Here is a 19,910-nt window from a genome sequence, read left to right as displayed (position 1 = left end):
AAATCAAAGATTATGGCAATGTAAAAATAAATATCTTAAAGAGAGGGTAGAGTGGATGAACAATGGAAAAGTAAGAATTTACGAATTATCAAAGGAATTAAATTTGGAAAACAAGGATATATTAGCAGCTTGTCAAAGGCTCAACATATCAGCCAAGAGTCATAGTAGCACTATTACAGAATCAGAAGCAGAACTAATTCGCACCACAGCAGAAAACTTACCCCACTCTCCTAGTAAGTCTGCTGCTCCAGAAAAGAGTAACTCTCACTCATCAGATTTAAGTTCAAAAAATAACGAACAAAAAAAACAAGAAATACTAGAAATACGCAAACCTAAGCGATTATCAGAAAAATCTCAATCAAAAAATTCCAGCAAAATAGATAAAAATTTAGTGGCAACTCCTCCAAATACTTCAGTTTTAGACAAACAACTTGAGTCAGTCAATAGACAAAGGCCAAATTCTGCCCTCAAGTCAGAGCCAGCAAAAGATCAATCTGGATTAGAAACAGACAATAATTCTCAGCTCAAACAACCGAATAAACCATTAAACAAAGATAGTAAAGATAATACTGCTACTCAAAAAGATAGGGAAGTAGGCAATAATTCTCAGCTCAAACAACCGAATAAACCATTAAATAGGGAAAATACTGCGGTTGAAAAAGAAACAGTAGAAGTACCAAAGTTAGTAGCTCCACCAGCTAGACCAGCTCCCCCTAGCTTAAATCGGAGTCCACGAAATACTAACATTGTTAAGCCTAGCCCAAAAAATAAAAAACCAAAGCCAGAAGGTAAAAAAAGAAAAGATAGAGAAGAAAAAACTACTGAAAAACAGCCATTTGTATCTAAAAAAGATAACAAGGATACTCCTCAGAAAGATAGAGAAAATATCAAAGATACTCCTCAGAAAGATAAAGAGAGTCCCAGAAAACCTTCTCCAGTATCTGAAACTTCTCCTCAACTAAAGCCGAAAAATAGAGAGAAACCTACAGTTAAACTAAAGCTAGTACAAGAAAAGAAACCTCAACTTGCACCAAAACCGAAACTAACAACATCTGTTACAGAAGAATCAACAGATATTTTTTTGGATGTGGAACAGAAAGAGCAGGAAGGTAACATTGTAGAAACTGTAAATTTTGATTTAGAAAAACCAAGACGAAAAGCAATAGCTCCAAATAAACCAACTTTACCTAAATCAAAGAAAGGTTCAAAGTGGGAAGAAGAAGAAGAAGACCCATCCGAAATTGTTCAGAAAAATGCTGCTAAATCTACCGCTAAGGCAAAACGTCTTCGTCCCAAACCTGTAATGGAAGATGAAGATGAGGAATTAGAAGAGCTTTTAAATAAGCCTGCGCCAGTCACAATGAGTTTATCTCTAGCTCGGCCAGCCAAACCAAAAAGTTTTGCCGAAAATAAGCCCCAGTCTAATAGTAATACTTCCCTTAAAAAGAGATCTAGTCAATCCCGTGAATCTGTTAAGACCGAAAGTAGTGAACCAGCTCAACCAACTGAACCAAAACCTGTAGAAAAGTTAGTCATTAATGGCTCAATGACAGTCCAGGAATTAGCTTTAGCTTTAGCAGTACCTGATACAGAAGTTGTCAAAAGACTATTTATGAAAGGTATTGCGGTGAATATAACCGAAAGCTTAGATATTCCTACTATAGAAATGGTAGTACAAGAAGAAGGAATACCCATAGAAATTCTAGAAGAGCAGTCAGCAGCTAAGAAAACGGAAATGCTAGAAGATGCAGATATGGAACTTCTGCAACGTCGTCCTCCAGTTGTAACAATTATGGGGCATGTGGATCATGGAAAAACGAGTCTCCTAGATTCAATTCGGGCAACTAAAGTGGCAGCAGGGGAAGCAGGTGGTATTACCCAGCATATAGGAGCTTACCATGTTGATGTGGAACATGAAGGCCAAACCCAACAAGTGGTATTTTTAGATACTCCTGGTCACGAAGCTTTTACGGCCATGCGAGCTAGGGGGGCAAGAGTTACGGATGTGGCTATTTTGGTGGTAGCTGCGGATGATGGGGTACAACCACAAACTATAGAAGCTATTAGTCATGCTAAAGCTGCGGAAGTACCTCTGATAGTAGCAATTAATAAAATTGATAAGGAAGAGGCTAACCCAGACCGTGTGAAACAAGAATTGATGGAACATGGTTTAGTACCTGAAGAATGGGGTGGGGATGCCATTATGGTTCCAGTTAGTGCGATTAAGAAGCAAAATTTGGACACTTTACTGGAAATGATTTTGCTGGTATCAGAGGTAGAAGACTTAAATGCGAATCCAGAACGTTTGGCTAAAGGTACGGTGATTGAAGCTAATTTGGATAAGGCTAGAGGTCCAGTAGCTACTTTATTGGTCCAAAATGGGACTTTGAAAGTAGGGGACATTGTAGTTGCTGGCTCAGTTTATGGAAAGGTACGGGCCATGATTGATGACCGGGGCGCTCGAGTGGAGAAGGCTAGTCCATCTTTTGCGGTGGAGGTTCTGGGTCTGAGAGATGTCCCTCAAGCTGGTGATGAGTTTGAAGTGTTTGAGAGTGAAAAGGAAGCTTCGGCTATTACAGGAGAAAGAGCAGATGCGAAACGAGAATCGCGGATTATGCGTCGCACCAGTTTGGGTGCTGTTTCAGCTCGTGCCCAGGAAGGAGAACTGAAGGAGTTGAACTTGATTCTCAAAGGGGATGTTCAAGGTTCGATAGAGGCTATTGTTGCAGCTTTACGACAGTTACCTCAGAAGGAGGTGCAGTTAAGGTTGCTGTTATCTGGAGCTGGAGAAGTTACGGAAACAGATATTGATTTAGCAGCAGCTAGTGAGGCTGTGATTATTGGTTTTAATACGACTATGGCATCGGGAGCGCGTCAAGCAGCGGATGAAGCTGGAGTAGATGTGAGAGAGTATGATGTGATCTACAAACTTTTGGATGATGTCCAAGGGGCAATGGAAGGTCTGTTAGATCCTGAGCTGATAGAAGAGCCATTAGGTGAGGTGGAAGTTCGAGCTGTGTTTGCCATTGGCCGTGGTGCTGTTGCAGGTTGTTATGTTTTATCTGGTAAGGTGATCCGTAATTGTAAGGTAAGAGTTCGTCGAAATGGAGAGGTTATATATGAAGGTATATTGGACTCTCTCAGACGTATGAAGGATGATGTTAAGGAGGTAAATGCCGGTTATGAATGTGGTATCAGTTTTGACAATTTTAATGATTGGAATGAAGGTGACATAATTGAGGGTTATCAGATGGTAACTAAGCGTCGGAAATTATCTGTTTAAAGTCGTGAGTATTAGGGGGGGTTATATCAAGTTAAAGTAGTGTTTATGATTTCTGAAAGTCAAGATTTGGTGACAAATATAGTCTCATAAGAATGCCTGATTTATGTTTAGTGAGTTATCTTTAAAAAGAGAGCTAAAATATCAGCAACTGCAGCACTAAAAGTTTGTCCTTTGTAAATTAGGTAAATGTTATGAATAATTTTAATGCTACTTCTTGGAATAATAGTTCAGTTCAGGTAATTGCCAAGAATGAACCAGAACTTGAAACTTGGGATAGTTTGAAGCAGGCGATCGCTTTAACTTCAGGTTTTCAGAGATGGCAATTAGAACGTAAAGTTAATAGTAATGAGGAGCAAAATATTCCTTTAGATAAACAAGTTAGTTTGTATTTAAGAGAAACTCTAGAAACACTAGCTTACTAAAAAAACAGTCAAATAAGATACAATTTTCTAGTTTATTTCTGAAATTCTTTTGTTAGGATTAACAATCAAGATATAAAAGAGTAGTAAATGACAAAATGCCTAGTTCTATAAGTTTAGAACTAGGCATTTTGGTGTTGAAAATTGGTTTTTTATTATGTTTAGGGTTTATATATAAGCTAACCCCAATTAAAGTTTAAGGTCTTTATATTAGCTGACCTCAATTGATTTATACATAATATTTGACAATAACTTGATAGGGATCATTGATTTCGTAATATTTTCTTTATTTTTTATATTTTTGTGGCCAAATATATAGACTTGTTGCTAAATGTCAACTTTTATTGCTAGAGAACAGGGAACACTTAACTGGGAACACTTAACTGGGAATAGGTATGGAGGGAATAGGGATTCGTATATTGCAGGGAACAGGGAACACTTAACTGGGAATAGGGAACAGGGAACACTTAACTGGGAATAGGTATAGAGGGATTCGTAGTAAACATGTATCAAACTGGTATAAATCAAAAGTCAAAATGGTAAATTTTTGACATATCTTGTTTTTCGTTTATTGTCCCTCAGAAAACTTGACCGTAGCAGATAGTTTAAACAGTTAAGTGTTCCCTACCTTCGGAAAAAGACTTTTTCAGCCAACCATAAGTAGTGCTATATTTAAAACCCCAGATAGTTATTCTAAACGAAACAACCAAATCATCAAAGCGATAATTCCAAGTTGTAAGGCAAAATTAGGAAGAGCAGAATCAATATTTTGACCAGCAATAATTTTGGCAAAAGAAATAAAAGCTCCAATAAAACCAGAAGCTCCAAAAGTTACATAGATAAATTTTCTAAATCCTCGATAAGGTGCATCTAGTTCAGCTTTGAGACGAGCATATTTTTCTGGATCGAGTTTAGTTTTAGGAGTAGATTTGTTTGAGTTTGGAGTTGCCATTTCAGTTATGAGTTATGAGTTATGAGTTATGAGTTATGAGTTATCAGTGTTTTCAGAAATAAATCTACTACTAATTATAATCTTGTGCCGGGAAAAGAGTAGATAAAATGTCTGAATAACGCTTCTAAATTAAGTTGAATTTTGAATTAATCAGAAACTATAACTATTGCGCAACAGTTTTGAGGTTAGAGATGAAATGTCTAAATAATACTTCTAAATTAAGTTGAATTTTGAATTAACTTAAAGCAGATTCCAAGTATATTGAAGTATAGATTTAATCATTAAATCCTCTCAATGGATGTACCCCACAAAAATAGAATCTGCTGTAATATCAAATCCGATTTCTACGGTTCCCAAGAAATTGGAGAATAAGGTTTACCATCAGGATTGGGCAAACCCCCGGTATGTAGAGGGTACGGTTCCCGAAAAATTGGAGACCAAACCCCTACAGGAAATCAATTCTACCGATACTACCGGATTTGATATAACTATTACGCAACAGTTTTAAAATTTGATCTAAAATCTCTAATCTCTCGATATTGCTTACCTTTCTAAGAATCGAAAAATTCTGTACGCCACCAAATTCTATCAACACAATATTACTTTTGTAAAAACAAAATAACTGTCTGTAACAAACCAACAAAAACACCTAAAACTCCACCCAAATTAACAATAGCTTGCAACTCATTTTTAACAATTACATTAATAGCAACTTCTAAATCCTGAGCAGAAGTAGCTTTAACTCTATTAATAATAACTTGATCAATATTTAAAATAGGAATTGCCATAGCCACAATATTTTCTAAATCTCGCTCCAAATAACGCTCTAAAATCAAAGCTAATTCTTGACTAACTAACTCTAGAGAACTATTCATTATTGAAGAAGCTTGTAAACGATTAATAATTAAATCTGCAATATGTTCCCAATCTATAGATAAACTTAAAGCTTGAATCAAATCAGCACCATGGTCATGTAAATATAAACGCACACTATCCCGCATAGTATTTCTTAATTGACGTACAGTAGAAACAGGTAAATTTTGCATCGAAAGATTATGTAACCATTCTTTAATTCTTTCTCTAACACCCAATGCAGTAATTAGTTCCGTTAAGCGTTTATTCGTTAGCTCTCTCTCATCTAAACAAAAAGTTCTTAACCTAGTTAAAGTGTTACGCAACCCAAATAAATTAGCTACTACCCAATAAGTTCCACTAGCTTTTTCACGAAAACCCTCATCAATAATAGAAATATTTTGATCTGTCAAAAAATCAATTAAAGTCTGTCTCAATACATCTGGTGGTAAAACAACTTTTAATAACCAATCAGATAATTGAGCTGCCTGCATTTCTGTTAGTTGAAACTCTAGCAAAATATGGTCAAAAATTTGATTTAATTGAGGTTCTAAAAAATCTTCTCTCTTTGCCCAAATTTTCAAAAGTCGTGGTAAAGATTGACCTAATAAATCACGGAGAATATTCGCTAAAATCTTGATACTTTTAGTATTTGTATCAACTTTTAATTGCTCTAAAGCCATTTGTAAAAGCCACAGAATAGCAGCTTCCATCCGTTCAGTTTGTAATAAACGACGTGCTAGGTTTTGCAACTCTGAAGGAGTTAACAAAGAACCCATAATTGTATCAGCAACTCGTTTAGCTAAACGTTCTTGGTTAGAAGGAATTAAACCAGGAGTAAAGGGTAGTTTTCGTCTAAAAATATAATAGGGACGATAAGGACGAAATAGCATTTTTATGGCTATATCATTAGTGAAATAGCCAATAATTCCACCTGCAATCGGTGGTACAAAATAAAGCCAGATATTAGACAATTTTGATTACCTAAAAGCAAACTTGAAAGGTCGGCATTCATTTATTAGCTGTTATCTAACAGCAATAAGACTCAGCTTTTATAGTAAGTTTTAATTTGGCGTTAATTAATAAAACTTTTATCTCAAATTAAAAACAATAGCTGACATCTGAATGCTTACGTTAAAAGCTCTATTTATTAGTGAGCTAGAATGAAAATAAGGAAAAATAATAGTTTAAATAAACAATCAGAACATTTCAGAAATTACGGGAGTAGATAATACAGCAGATTGCATATTATTTAGGTACAATTTTGACAGCCTAGAAGGCTGTATTACAAGAGTTTTAACATTAATATTTGTACTTCTTATGTTGAAAATTTGCTGTAAAATCTAGATAAGCATTCAGGCTAAAAGGTCTATGGAAAGTCGGAAGGATATAGATTATTTGTGAACCACACCAACTTAATAGTTGCTTCAATTCTAAATTCTAAATTCTAAATTCTAAATTATTACAAATCTAGAATCAGGAATTGATAAAAAAATTTCTAGGGTATGTCATTAATTAGATGTTAGAAGCTTTATTAACAAAAGTAGTGGACTGACAAAGCTAAAACTGTTCATTACATCATTGGGGGGCGGGTTTATCTAACTCGACTTTTGAAAATCGTTCATTGTACGGACTTTGCATAACAAAAATGCGTTTCATGTCGCGTAGCGAAACGTCCCTACGGAGAAACCCGCCCCTACCGACCGAACAATTTCAGGTATGCTACCCTGTATCTGAACCTACCCAACCGCGAGCGCCATTTTTACTTAACAGAGAATAGCCTTTTTGTCAACTTATTTAATTGATGACACGCCCTAGAAAAATGTATAAAAAAATTTTCTGCTTTTATTATTTTGGCAAAAGGTTAAGAAACTTTCTTACTTACCAAAAAAATTAGGTCTAAAGCCTGCCTTTTTAAGGGGATGGAAAATATTTAACTCAGTATTTCAAGCCTCTGACTTTAGTCTGAGGTTCACTCTCTACTTTCTGGAAATGTCTATTTTGTAATTACTAATATTCCCATCATTCCCCCGAAAATAGGGTAATGTTTACAATTGACAAATCCAGCTTTATGTGCTAAGTCAATTTGCTTTAATCCTGTAGGAAATTTATTTAGACTAGGATTAATATAAGCATATTCCTCAGTTAACCCCAAATTACTAGCTATTGGAACTACAACCGTATCCAAGTACCACTGTTGAAATCCTCTTAGAGCCGAACTACTAGGACGGTGCATATCTAGAATTGCTGCCTTAGCATTAGGTTTAAGGACTCGATGTAACTCTTGTAAACAATAGGGAATATTTGAGACATTACGCAAACCATATCCCATCGTAGCACAATCGAAATAATTATCAGCAAAAGGCAGACTCAAAACATCCGCCTTGATCCAATCAATAGAACTAACCTGATCCCATAAAGGGGGTCGTCGGTTACGAGCGATCGCCAACTGCTCCACAGAAAAATCGACCCCAAAAACCCGGCCTGTACTTCCGACAGACTTAGCCAACATCCAAGCTAAATCTCCACTACCACAACACAAATCTAGAGAAGTATCACCATAACTAGCCTCACTCCAGATTACAGCCATTTGTTTCCAACTTTTATGTATACCCAAACTCAATAAATCATTTAGTTGGTCATAAACTGGAGCAATTTTGTTAAATATGGCCTGGACTTCTGTAGAATTATTAATCATAGAATACGGTCAAAATTTTTAGTCTTCAGTTGTGCTAAAGCTATTCAAAGCTAGTGTCAGTAATTGAACTGATATTTTAATTGTACTAATTTCTTCTGGTTCAAGTTTACTAAGTTTTTGCCATTGCAAGGACATCAAAGCCAGAAGCTTTTCCCGATAGGAAATGGGAATAACCAGATGAGTCTCTATTCCTGAAATTTGATAATGGGAAACATCAGAAAACTTAGTATCCTGAGAAACATTCATCACAAATTGTACATTCCCAGAAGCGATCGCCTCCATTGCCAGAGGGTCATCAGCCAAACAGTTATCAACCTGTTGACCCAGCTTATTACTTATTCCTATAGTAGAACTTAAATTATTATTCTCAATTAACTGTAAAATACATATATCTGTAGAAAAACTTTTACTATAGATATCTACGATTTCTGTAAGAGCTTGTTTTATACTGCTATACTTCTGAGATATATTAACAACTGTATTTAACAAATCCAATTGAGTTTGGAACTTTTCTAAATATTCAGTACGTTGATTCAAAAGTTCATAAGTATGAGCAGCGGTTTTGACAATTCCTTTAAGCTCATTTGGATCCCAAGGCTTAGTAATATATTTGTATACTTGTCCAGAATTTATTGCATCAACCAAATCTTCTATATCAGTAAATCCAGTGAGAATAATTCTGACTGTATTAGGGAACTGGGGCAAAGTTTTACTTAAAAATTCTGTGCCTTTCATTTCTGGCATCCGTTGATCGGATACAATCACAGCCACTTCCCCTTCTGAGGCCAAAATTTCCAAAGCCTTAATTCCACTTTCAGCTTTGAGAACACTAAAATCTCGTCGAAAGGTGCGGTAGAGCAAGTCCAGGTTATCTGGTTCATCATCTACTACCAACATTTTAGGTTTCTTTTTTCTGGTCAGGTTCATCAGTTGAATTTTAATTTTATCTAACTGTTGAGGAATTGCTTCCATTCAAACAAACCCCCTCAATTGTATTTCTAAAGTACCATTAATAGTAATTATGTTTATTAATTAAAAATAAATATTTGGTTTGAAATAATAATTATATAGTAATTACCAGATTTTACTTTACTACTTTACGAAGCTAATTTTTTTATTTTGTCCAGAATATTTATAGTCAGTAAGACACACCCGATTTGATCAAGGCTCTGGTACGGTTATAACAGGTAAGATACCTTGGCTACATGGAAGTTGGGAAAAATTAATGGCATATATAGTTGCGATTAAATCTTCAGAAGTGTATTCTATAGTATTTGCCAATAAAAAAAAGTGCGTTATAAATTATGACTGAAACACCACAAAAATCTTCTAACTCGCAACAAAAATCAACAAACTCAGTAGATGCAGAAAACTTAATTGTTTTACTACGTCGTAAAGAAGGTAATTGGGTAGAATGGGGAAATGCTTGTGCTACTCTACAAAAGGCTGGATATACTTCTCAGCAAATATTTGAGGAAACAGGATTTGAACCAATACATCAAAATCAAGTAATAGTTGGGTCTCAAGTATATACAAGTATTGTTAATGCTAAGACTGAGGGAAATTCTTTACCATCAAGTCAACAAAAAATCATATCACGTTTTGAGAAATCCGGTAGTGATATTCTCTACGAATTAAGAATTTTAACTCAGGAACAAAGAATTATTGCCACAGAGTTTCTAGTTACTCATAATCTAGATGCGGATGATGCTAAAGATGTAGCCAAAGCTATGAAAGATTTTGCTCGGATGAAAGTAATACCAGAAGGATTTTCTGATTCTCCCGGAGATATAGTAGCATATCAATGTTGGAAACAAGCTAGGCAGCAAAATGATTTACAACATAGGTCTCGTCTCATTGCCAAAGGTCTTAAGTTAGCAGATAGTCAAACAGCTAGAAAACAGTTAGAGAAATTATTAACTGATTTTACGGTTGTTTCCCAGAGGCCAGCTCCTCGTTTACCAGTTTATCGACTGGAGCAAGAAGAGGAGTTACCTCGTATTTTACCAGTTATTGGAAAATTACCACTCAATACAGAAGATTTTAAGGCAGTACCTCTGGTGGAAGAGGTAGAACCTTTTAATATAGTTAAGTTTTCTGGTGGAGCAGGTGCTTGGGTAGGGATACCTGGATGGCGAGTTGTGATGCAAGCTGAAGCTCCAGTGGTAATAATTGAAAATAGTGATCGCTTGCCTACTCCGATACCTGGTACTAATGAAGAAGTTTTATTAATTATAGATAGAAGTCAACGTCAATGGCATGAGGATGGATATTTTATTATAGACCAAGAGGGTAAAATAGTAATGCAGTGGTTTGATGAGGAACCTAATGTACCTTTACTTGGGAGAATTTTGTTGGCATTAAGACCTAAAAAGATTTTTGATCGAGAGGTTATTAAAGATTTATGGCAAATTGAAGAATAGACTTTTTTAGACAAGGGGGAGTAGGTAGGGACGTTCATGGAACCTCCCTACACAATAGGAGGAAATAATTGATTTTATTTTTAACTGAACTGTATTGAATATTAAGGAGTTAATTTAACCGATAATGAAGGGGATATTTAATTTTTTAGTTATCAGTTATTAGTGCTGAAGTTGGCTGTTGGAAATACTGATTTTATACCCTTGAATAGGGGATATTTAATTTTTCAGTTATCAGTTAAAAGTTATCAGTTATTAGTGCTGAAGTTAGCTGTTGGAAATACTGATTTTATACCCTTGAATAGGGGATATTTAATTTTTCAGTTATCAGTGCTGAAGTTGATAGTTGGAAATACTGAATCGAAGATTATCGAACATTTTTTTATTGAAGGGGATATTTGATTTTTAAATTAGTTAAAAGTTATCAGTTATCAGTGCTGAAGTTGATAGTTGGAAATACTGAATCGAAGATTTTTTATCCCCTATTGAATATCGAAGGGGATACTTGATATTTTATACCTTATTTGGGGAAATTTAGTTTTATGAATGCTTATAAAAAATATGTAATAATTGATAATCCTCAACAGTTAGTTTGATAATACTTGCCATTTACAGCACCCTATTTCAGTTATCAGTTATCAGTTATTAGTGCTGAAGTTGATAGTTGGAAATACTGAATCGAACATTTTTTATTCCCTATTGAATATTGAAGGGGATACTTGATACCTCATACCTTTTTGTATTACCAGTGCGGGAATCTTACCCGCACAAATTTTAGTCTTATCTGATGTCTATTGAATTATCATTAAGAATTACACAAAGAGTTTAAAAAAAAGGATTTGCTATTAATCCTTCTTCCTTCTTCCTTCTTCCTTCTTCCTTCTTCCTTCTTCCTTCTTCCGTCTTCCTTCTTCCGTCTTCCGTCTTTGTGCTCCCTACTCCCTACTCCCTACTCCCTATTCTTAAAAAATCAGGATTACTATTAGCAAAACTGTGAACTTTTAGATAACCTAAATCCACCATTTTGGAAATAACTTTTTCCTTACTTTCTGTTACTGTTTCTAAGTCAGTATGGCATTCAACATCAGGATTAGATGGTGCTTCATAAGGTAAATCAATACCAGTAAATTATTTAATTTCTCCTGTTCTAGCAAGTTTATAAAGTCCTTTACTATCCCGTGCTTCACAAACTTCTAACGGAGCATTAACATATACTTCAATAAAGTTCCCAATGCGTTTTTTAACCTCAGAACGAACTTCTTGATAAGGAGAAATAGCAGATACTAAAACTATTAAATTATTACGAGTTAAAAGATGAGCTAAAAAACCAATTCTGCGGATATTTTCCTCTCGATCTGCTTGACTAAAACCTAAATTTTTCCCAATATCTTGACGAATAATCATACTATCAAGAATTTCTACATTATAACCAAGCGATCGCAACTCTTCTCCTACAGCTAAACTTAGAGTAGTTTTACCAGCACAACTTAAACCAGTAAACCATACTGTTACGCCAATTTGATGATTATTTTCCATTCACAAAATCCTCTAAAAAATATAAGCATTCAGTTATCAGCTATGAATTATTAATCCATTATTTTGGCAGGAAGAATTATTTTCCAAATCAAAGTTAAAAATTATCATAACCCAGGAAAAGCTTTTCTCATAGCATTCCGGAGTAAGAGCCTATTCCTAATAACTTTTTACTGACAAAAAAACAAATTTTCAATCCTGATAAAACAGAAATTTTAAAGTTCTATTTAAAGTAAGCAAACAGCCGTCAGCTATTAGAAATTAGCTATTAATTTAGGAGAGAGTAAAACCAACTTTATTCTTGATAAAGAATAAAAAGTTACTGTCGAAACTCTCTTCCCAAAGCTCAGAAGTAATGAATAATTACTAATAGATGATAGCTGATAACTGAGTGCTTAATTATAATAATTTATTAACTTAAAATTTTAACCATGATATTATAAAGAATTACTTTGTCATAATTAGATTAATAGATTAATTTTTCACCCTTCCTGTTCCCTATTACTAATCCAGAAATTATCAATTATTCCCTTCCCAGGAACAGTAGTGGTGAGTTCCCTCTCTCATATAACAACAATAATCAAATTACCTGGTCAAAAATTATTCATAATCAATGGAAAGTCTCAAACATCTTCGTACTTGGTTACGCATACTTCATCAACGTCAGTACCGTTGGCTTTGGTTTGTAGCTGCAGCACTTATTTATATCGGCATTCTCTTATTCCCCATGACTGGAGTAGAAAAAGAAGCCAAAGGAGCATTAGCAGTATTTGGAGTTACAGCTTTTCTGTGGGCAACTAATACTCTACCAGTTGCCGTCACAGGTTTAATGGTACTATTTTTAATACCTTTAAGCGGTAGTATGTCTCCCACAGAAACTTATGCTTATTTTGGCAACAAAGCAGTATTCTTTGTATTGGGAGCATTTATTCTCGCCAGTCCTATTCAACGTTCTGGACTTAGCACTCGTCTAGCTTTAGCAGTAGTTTCTCGTTTTGGCAATAGTCAAAATACCTTAATTGCTTCTATATTAATTCTTTCGGCCTTAATGTCCTTTGTGATTAGTTCTTATGCAGTGACGGCCATGTTATTTCCAGTAGTCATAGAAGTTGTGCAAGCAGCAGGAGCAAAACCAGGAGGTCGTTTTGGTCTAGCAGCATTTTTAGCCTTGGGATGGGGTTGCAGTATAGGTGGTATCGCAACTTTACTGGGGGGTGCGAGAGCGCCTCTAGCATTAGGGTTGCTGCGCAGCACCACAAATGGAGAATACGATATTACTTTTGCCGAATGGTTTATTTGGTCTATTCCTTTAGTGATCCTAATGTTAATAGTTGCTTATGTTGTACTACTACAAATAGGTAAAGGTACAGTAGTTTCTTTATCTAATGCCCTAAAATTTTTGAAACTTAGAGCCAACAGTTTAGGAGGAATTTCATCCAGAGAAATTGGTACATTGGTATTAGTAACGGGAATAGTTTTGTTATGGATTTTTAAGGGAAAGGTTTGGGGATTAGATAGTATAGCATTTTTTGGAGTTATGTGTAGCTTTGTATGTGGTTTGGCAACTTGGCAAGAAGTAGAAGAAGATGTTAACTGGGGTATTTTTTTGATGTATGGTAGTGCCATTGCTTTAAGTGCGATTTTAAGAGATACAGGAGCAGCGCAAGTATTGGCAGAAGCTTTGTTGGGGTCATGGGTTAATTCTGGTCTGGTTTGTTTTGTGGCAATGGTTTTGATTGTTGGTTTTTTGACAGAGGGAATGAGTAATGCTGCGGCAGTAGCTATTTTGATGCCTGTGGGACTTGCTTTAGCTGCTCAATATGGAGTAGACCCCAGGGCAATGACCTTGGGTATTACTTTACCATCGGGTATAGCTTTTTTGTTACCAGTGAGTACCCCGGTAATGGCTATTATTATTGGTAGTGGTTATGTATCCCCTTCTGAAGCTTTTAAGCGTGGGTTGTTGTTAAAATTAGTGGGGACTTTAATATTTTTGGCAATGGCGAAATTTTATTGGCCTTTATTTGGGTTGGGAGTGTAATAAATGAGTATCTGGTTGGTGGTGGCAAATCCTTATGCTTATGATAAGGCAATGTGGAAAGCAGTTTCAGAAGCACAACAAAATGAAAATAATTTGAGGGTTGTGTTTTTTATTAATAATAATTCAGTTCACGATGTTATTGGTGAGTTGGGGCAAACTGGTTGGTTGGGTTCTAATCCTTTGCATAAATTACAAGATTCTATGTTGGATGGTTATCGTGCTTTAGCTAATGATGTTTTGAAGCGGGTGAAACGTAAGGCACAAGAAAAGGGTGTGGAATTAGAGATTGAGGAAGTAATAGAAAGACCTAAGATAGAGAAATATTTGTTTGAGCTTGTAGAAGAAGGTGCAATTAAAATTGTGGTTGCTGGTCCCCAGTTACTTACTGCTAAGATTGGCAAATTACCAAATATTGCAGAATATATTGAGGAAAATTAGGAAGAATAGGGAGTAGGGAGTAGGGAGTAGGAACGAGGAAGGAAAAAGGAAGAAGGAAGAAGGAAGAAGGAAAAAGGTTTTTCCTCTTAATGCTTTTTACATTATTAGTTAGATTAAAAACATAATGAAAATGAAATAATATTTATTGATTTCTGGAGCAGTCAATCTGAAGAATAGGGAGTAGAGAGTAGAGAGTAGGGAATAGAAAAAAAGTGATGAATAATATGTTCTGGAGTAGTTAATCTAATGCTAAAATTTAATTATAAATTTCCAACTTTATAGGGAGTAGAGAGTAAGAAAAAAATTGATAAATAAGACTTGCTGATTAAATATAAAAGTATTGACAGAAAAAAGTTTAGGCTTTTTATATCTAGAAAAAGTACGCTCTTTTCTGTCTGTGGAAAAAAATCAAACATTGAGGATTTTGGGGTAAAGTTAGTCAGAAAAATAAAGGCAGCTATGATAAAAATTAACTGTTCTATAAATTCCGATTTTTCCTAATTCTTAACTACTCCCTACTCCCTACTCCCTAATTCAACAATCTGATGCTAAAAATTCATTATAAATTTCAAACTTTATCTTTATAGGGAGTAGAGAGTAAGAAAAAAAAGTGATAAATAATGCTTGCTGATTAAACATACAAAAAAAGTATTGACAGAAAAAAGTTTAGGCTTTTTATATCTAGAAAAAGTACGCTCTTTTCTGTCTGTGGAAGAAAATCAAAAATTGAGGATTTTGGGGTAAAGTTAAGTAGAAAAATCAAGGCAGCTATGATAAAAATTAACTGTTCTATAAATTCCGATTTTTCCTAATTCTTAACTACTCCCTACTCCTTACTCCCTAATTCAACAATCTGATGCTAAAAACTAATTATAAATTTCAAACTTTTGAAGAATATTTATCCTATAATAATAACTCAGAAAAGTTCTATGAATTATTTAATGGAGAATTAATTGAAGTGCCTCCAGAGTCAGGTTTAAATATAGAAATTGCTAATTTTTTATTCCTCCAATTTGCTTTAATTTTAGGTCATCGTCGAGTTCGGGGGCAATGATTAGAATTAGAGGTAAGAGGTGAACCTAAAAATCCCTATCCAGATTTGACTATTATCTGAGAAGAACATATTCAATTATTATCAAAAAGGAATACGATTCGCTTGTCTATATTGCCTCCTTTATTAGTTGTTGAAGTTGTTAGTCCGGGAGATTTACAAAGAGAGAGATTATATTGCTAAAAGAATTCAATATCAAGATTGTGGGATTCCTGAATATTGGATTGTTGACCCAGAAACTCAAAGTATATTAGTCTTAGAATTAAAAGGGAAAACTTATATAGAAGTCGGTAATTTTTCTGGTAATGATTTAATATTATCTCCTGGATTTAAACAGATTAATCTAACAGTTTTGGCAGTATTTGATAGGGAAAATTAATTAGTTCGGTAGTGGAATAGTAAGCATTCAGCATTCAGTAGTCAGCATTCAACTATTGCTCTTAGTTTAACATAAAAGCTTTATCATACGGTTCCCGAAAAATCAGAAATTTTTCTGACTACAAAATTTAGTTTTTAAACTTATATTCCTTTAAATCTCCTCCTTATGATTCAGGTTTTTATTGCTGATAGCTGAATGCTTATGTAGAATATTTCACCTAAAATACTGCAATTTTTTCCTAAAAATTTAATTCTGATATAATACAATAAAAAAATGTTTAGGGTTTCTCTATAGAGATCATTTTAACCCTTCTTCCTTCTGCCCTCTGCCCTCTTCCTTCTGTCTTACCTTGACAGTAAATATGCTTTCTAAACCGCATTTAGTATGACTATATCATCCCTCACTAAAAATTCAGAAAGAACCCAAAATATAGAACAAATTGTCTATTCAATTTTACAAAATTCTGTTGTTCCCGTAGCTAATGAAATTGATACTAACCCAATAGAATTAGAAAAGGCTTTAATGAGTCTAGGAAAATCAGGTTTATTAGGGTTAAAAATTCCGCAAAAGTGGGGAGGTTTAGAATTAGCTCGACAAGATTATTTTAATTATCAATTACTTCTAGCCAGATATTCTGGTGCATTATCTTTTCTCCAAACCCAACATCAAAGTGCAGCAGCAATATTAGCATCAAGTGAAAATTATCAATTACAAGAAGAATATTTACCTCATTTAAGCTACGGAAAAATTTTATTAGGAGTAGGTTTTTCTCAACTTCGACGCGCGGAAGTACCAGTCAAAGCTTTCCCTACTCAAGGTGGATATTATATAGAAGGAATTGTGCCTTGGATAACTGGTTGGGGTATATTTCAAGAGTTTATTATTGCTGCAAAATTACCGGATGGCAGAGCAATTTTTGGGATGATACCTTTTATTGAAAGTAATCAATTAAATGGCAATATTACTTTCTCAAAACCTATGTCTTTGTGTGCTATTAATTCAACTAATACTGTTAGTGCTACAGTTAAAAATTGGTTTTTATCTAATGAACGTTTAGTTTCTATTCAACCTGTAAACTGGGTTCAAGAAAACGACAGAAAAAAAATATTAGGCTTTACTCCCTTTGCTTTAGGATGTGCTTTGGCAGGTATAGATATTATGATTAAAGTTTCAGAAAAGAAATCTCTAGTTTTTATTAATGATGCTATAAATTCCCTAAAAACAGAAGTTACTCAATGTCGAAATTCTATAGAATTAGCTAATAAAAATCCTGATACAGATTTTGCGACAAAACTCCACCTCAGAGCAAAAGCTATTAATTTAGCTCAACTTTGCGCTACTGCTGCTGTAACTGTTTCGAGTGGAGCTGCGAATCACCAAAGTCATGCAGCACAACGAGTTTACCGAGAAGCTCTAGTTTATACAGTCTCAGCGCAAACGACAGATATTATGGAAGCTACTCTCAAAAATTTAGTTCCTATTCTTGAGTAGGGAGTAGGGGGTAGGGGAGAAAGGAGAAAACATCATAGTAGATAAATAAAACTACTTAAGCGATCGCCAAAAAAAGTGTTTTTTAGTATATTTTTCTCCCCAAAAATCCTAACTAAGACTTATCTATAACTTGTCAATAATGCCCAAGTTTTCTGTTAAGTGAAGATGTTTATAAAGTATAGATTTGTACTGATAAGTAAATAGGTGCAAATAAGCACCACTATTTAGGGTTTGCGCTCAAAAGTATTTTGGCAAGGGGAGGAGTCAGAATCGGTGAATCCAGCATCCGTATGGGAATGGGAATTACAGAAGAGGTAGTCAGAAGAACTATCTCTGAATTTTCTGTCACAATTAGCCAAAAATACTAGACCTTTTAGCTTTCAAGACCTAAAAGCTGGTACTTTTTCCGGACTAAAAAAGGCTGAAACCTTTATTGAATAATGCTTTGATATTTAATCAGCTAGCCCTATTTAATGAAATGTTAAAGTAGTAAAAACCCTTGAGATTGTTTCGTTCTACTCCGTTCTAGTCGCTGCGGACGTACTTATAATTTTTTTTACCTACCTACTTAACTAATAAATGATCAACGATAACTGATCGGGTTACGCAAAGCAAAATATTTCTGTCCGATACGAGAGACAGCGAGGATAGCAATCTCAAATGACCGAAACTCGTCTCCAATAGGTAAGTCCTGCTGATAACTGAAATAGGGTGGGAAATTTAAAAAAGCTTAGATTCTTGCAGAGATTATTTTTGAATAGATAAATATAAGGCTGTTAAATTTTCGGAATGCTATATTTGGGTTAGTAAAACTATAATAGCAATTTGTGTATTAAGCAAGTGATAAATGAAATTAAAAAATTTATTAATTCCATTAATTGGCGGCATATTAACTCTAGTAACTCTCACCAGTTGTATAGGGGAAAATAATGCTGTAAGTGAAAGCCAAAAAACTATCGAGGAAGAGATTAAAATAGGTGGTTCTTCTGAAGGTTATCCGATCATGGAAATATTAGCTGATGCTTATGAAAATGACTCTATTGAAGTTACTCTGATGCCTAATAGTCAAAGTAGTGGTGGTATTCGAGGTGTTCAAGATGGAGTAATTAATATTGGAGTTATTAGTCAGGAAATAACAATAACAGAAACACCAGAAAATGTGAAATATATTCCCGTAGTGAAAAATTTTGTGGTTTTGATTACTAATGAAAATGTTCAAGGAGTTTCTAATCTGAATACTGAGCAAATTAAAGGTATTTATAATGGTACTATTACGAATTGGAAAGAGGTAGGAGGACCTGATGCGGAAATTGTTTTATTAGATATAGCTGAAGACGAAACAGAAAAAGAAGTTTTTCGAGAGCATTATATAGGAAAAAATTTTCAAATAACATCAAAAGCTATTATTTTTCAAGATGACGATCTACTTCTGGAAGGGATAAAAACTACTCCTTATAGTATTGGTATTATCTCAAACTGGGAAAATTTAAAAGAGGATAATGTTAATATACTTAGCATTGATAATGTTGCTCCTAACAAAGTTAATATTCAGAATGGTAAATATAAAATGACTCAAACTATTGGGATTGTTTTTTCTCCTCAACCTACTTCTGGAACTCAAGAATTTATTGATTTTCTTCTCAGTCAAAAAGGTAAGGAAGCATTAGAATCAACTGATTATATAGTAGAAAATAATTAAGTCGTTTCAGCTATCAGTTAGCCTCCTGGGTCGGAGGTACCCTAACAGTTATTATACTATAGCAATCCTAAAAAGGTTGTAAGATTTATTGTAGGGGTTTGGTCTCTAAACCCAAGCAAGTACCAAGGGATTTGGAACTCAAACCCCTACAGTTTTTTTCTCACCATAAAACTTAATTTGTATACTTAAATAGGCACATAAAAAATTATGTATTTATCTGAGAAGAATATAGCAATCCGTTCAGAGGTTATGACAAATTAAAAACTAGAAATAAACTCCTAAAGTTTTACCAAAAAAAGAGGTATAAAGCTTCCCCTTGTTTGGGGATGAAAAAATTTTAACACGGTTCCCGATAAATCAGTATTTCAAGCCTCCGAATTTAGTCGGAGGTTCACTCTCTAATAGACATCTCCAAAAATAAAAATTCAAATCAATTCTCTCATACGAAATTATCAATTATTCTTCCCTATTCCCACCTTCTATGTTCCCTGTTCCTTCTTTTCTGGAGATATCTAATGATAACTGATAACTGATAACTAATAACTGAAATGACCTATTGCTCATTACCTCCAAACCTCCATACCAAAAAGTAGCAAGATTTTTGACATGAATAAAATAGAGTTCTTATATTAAAATATTATCAAAACTGAATAC

Annotated in this window: 14 protein-coding genes and 1 pseudogene; 10 read left to right on the top strand and 5 right to left on the bottom strand. The window is 34.4% G+C overall.

What is annotated here, in order from left to right:
* Positions 1–55: 55 nt before the first annotated feature.
* Together infB and VKJ25_RS04795 are read left to right on the top strand one after the other, a co-directional pair.
* Positions 56–3,283 (top strand): translation initiation factor IF-2, encoded by a 3,228-nt coding sequence (gene infB, locus VKJ25_RS04800; RefSeq protein ID WP_324235484.1) that lies wholly within the window; start codon positions 56–58, stop codon positions 3,281–3,283.
* A gap of 191 nt (positions 3,284–3,474) precedes the next feature.
* On the top strand, positions 3,475–3,705 hold the full coding sequence (locus VKJ25_RS04795) for a hypothetical protein (protein WP_324235483.1): 231 nt from the start codon (positions 3,475–3,477) through the stop codon (positions 3,703–3,705).
* Between the two features lie 685 nt (positions 3,706–4,390).
* On the opposite strand, the gene VKJ25_RS04790 is transcribed toward VKJ25_RS04795, so the two are convergent.
* Positions 4,391–4,654, bottom strand: a complete 264-nt coding sequence (locus VKJ25_RS04790; protein WP_324235482.1) for a DUF3493 domain-containing protein — start codon at positions 4,652–4,654, stop codon at positions 4,391–4,393.
* Between the two features lie 298 nt (positions 4,655–4,952).
* On the opposite strand from VKJ25_RS04790, the gene VKJ25_RS04785 reads away from it, so the two are divergent.
* Complete coding sequence (locus VKJ25_RS04785; RefSeq protein WP_324235481.1) at positions 4,953–5,162, top strand: hypothetical protein; 210 nt, start codon at positions 4,953–4,955, stop codon at positions 5,160–5,162.
* A 91-nt stretch (positions 5,163–5,253) separates the two neighbouring features.
* On the opposite strand, the gene VKJ25_RS04780 is transcribed toward VKJ25_RS04785, so the two are convergent.
* From VKJ25_RS04780 to VKJ25_RS04770, 3 genes are all read right to left on the bottom strand, one after another.
* Positions 5,254–6,480 (bottom strand): DUF445 domain-containing protein, encoded by a 1,227-nt coding sequence (locus VKJ25_RS04780; RefSeq protein ID WP_324235480.1) that lies wholly within the window; start codon positions 6,478–6,480, stop codon positions 5,254–5,256.
* 1,022 nt (positions 6,481–7,502) lie between these two features.
* A complete protein-coding gene (ubiE, locus tag VKJ25_RS04775) occupies positions 7,503–8,204 on the bottom strand; it encodes a bifunctional demethylmenaquinone methyltransferase/2-methoxy-6-polyprenyl-1,4-benzoquinol methylase UbiE (RefSeq protein WP_324235479.1) in 702 nt (233 codons plus the stop codon).
* Positions 8,205–8,222: 18 nt separating this feature from the next.
* On the bottom strand, positions 8,223–9,176 hold the full coding sequence (locus tag VKJ25_RS04770) for a response regulator (protein ID WP_324235478.1): 954 nt from the start codon (positions 9,174–9,176) through the stop codon (positions 8,223–8,225).
* A gap of 332 nt (positions 9,177–9,508) precedes the next feature.
* Between VKJ25_RS04770 and VKJ25_RS04765 the strand changes: the two genes are divergently transcribed.
* Positions 9,509–10,627: a RuBisCO accumulation factor 1 gene (locus VKJ25_RS04765; protein WP_324235477.1), complete on the top strand. Its 1,119-nt coding sequence runs from the start codon at positions 9,509–9,511 to the stop codon at positions 10,625–10,627.
* Between the two features lie 939 nt (positions 10,628–11,566).
* On the opposite strand, the pseudogene cysC reads toward VKJ25_RS04765, so the two are convergent.
* Positions 11,567–12,160, bottom strand: a pseudogene (gene cysC, locus VKJ25_RS04760) (adenylyl-sulfate kinase).
* 610 nt (positions 12,161–12,770) lie between these two features.
* Between cysC and VKJ25_RS04755 the strand changes: the two are divergent.
* The 6 genes from VKJ25_RS04755 to VKJ25_RS04730 all read left to right on the top strand — a co-directional run bounded on the left by VKJ25_RS04755 (position 12,771) and on the right by VKJ25_RS04730 (position 19,256).
* Positions 12,771–14,198, top strand: coding sequence for an SLC13 family permease (locus tag VKJ25_RS04755; RefSeq protein ID WP_324235476.1), 1,428 nt, complete (start codon positions 12,771–12,773; stop codon positions 14,196–14,198).
* 3 nt (positions 14,199–14,201) lie between these two features.
* Complete coding sequence (locus VKJ25_RS04750; protein WP_324235475.1) at positions 14,202–14,636, top strand: hypothetical protein; 435 nt, start codon at positions 14,202–14,204, stop codon at positions 14,634–14,636.
* Positions 14,637–15,492: 856 nt separating this feature from the next.
* Entirely contained in the window at positions 15,493–15,690 is a 198-nt protein-coding gene (locus VKJ25_RS04745; protein WP_324235474.1) for a hypothetical protein, read from the top strand.
* 130 nt (positions 15,691–15,820) lie between these two features.
* Complete coding sequence (locus tag VKJ25_RS04740) at positions 15,821–16,066, top strand: Uma2 family endonuclease (RefSeq protein ID WP_324235473.1); 246 nt, start codon at positions 15,821–15,823, stop codon at positions 16,064–16,066.
* Positions 16,067–16,450: 384 nt separating this feature from the next.
* The gene (locus tag VKJ25_RS04735) at positions 16,451–17,557 is read left to right on the top strand and encodes an acyl-CoA dehydrogenase family protein (protein WP_324235472.1); all 1,107 of its coding nucleotides are present in this window, start codon (positions 16,451–16,453) and stop codon (positions 17,555–17,557) included.
* 847 nt (positions 17,558–18,404) lie between these two features.
* Complete coding sequence (locus tag VKJ25_RS04730; RefSeq protein ID WP_324235471.1) at positions 18,405–19,256, top strand: substrate-binding domain-containing protein; 852 nt, start codon at positions 18,405–18,407, stop codon at positions 19,254–19,256.
* Positions 19,257–19,910: the final 654 nt, after the last annotated feature.

Source organism: Okeania sp., from assembly GCF_035285525.1.
In the GTDB taxonomy this organism is placed as follows: Bacteria; Cyanobacteriota; Cyanobacteriia; order Cyanobacteriales; family Microcoleaceae; genus Trichodesmium.
This window is presented reverse-complemented; position numbering and strand designations above follow the sequence as displayed.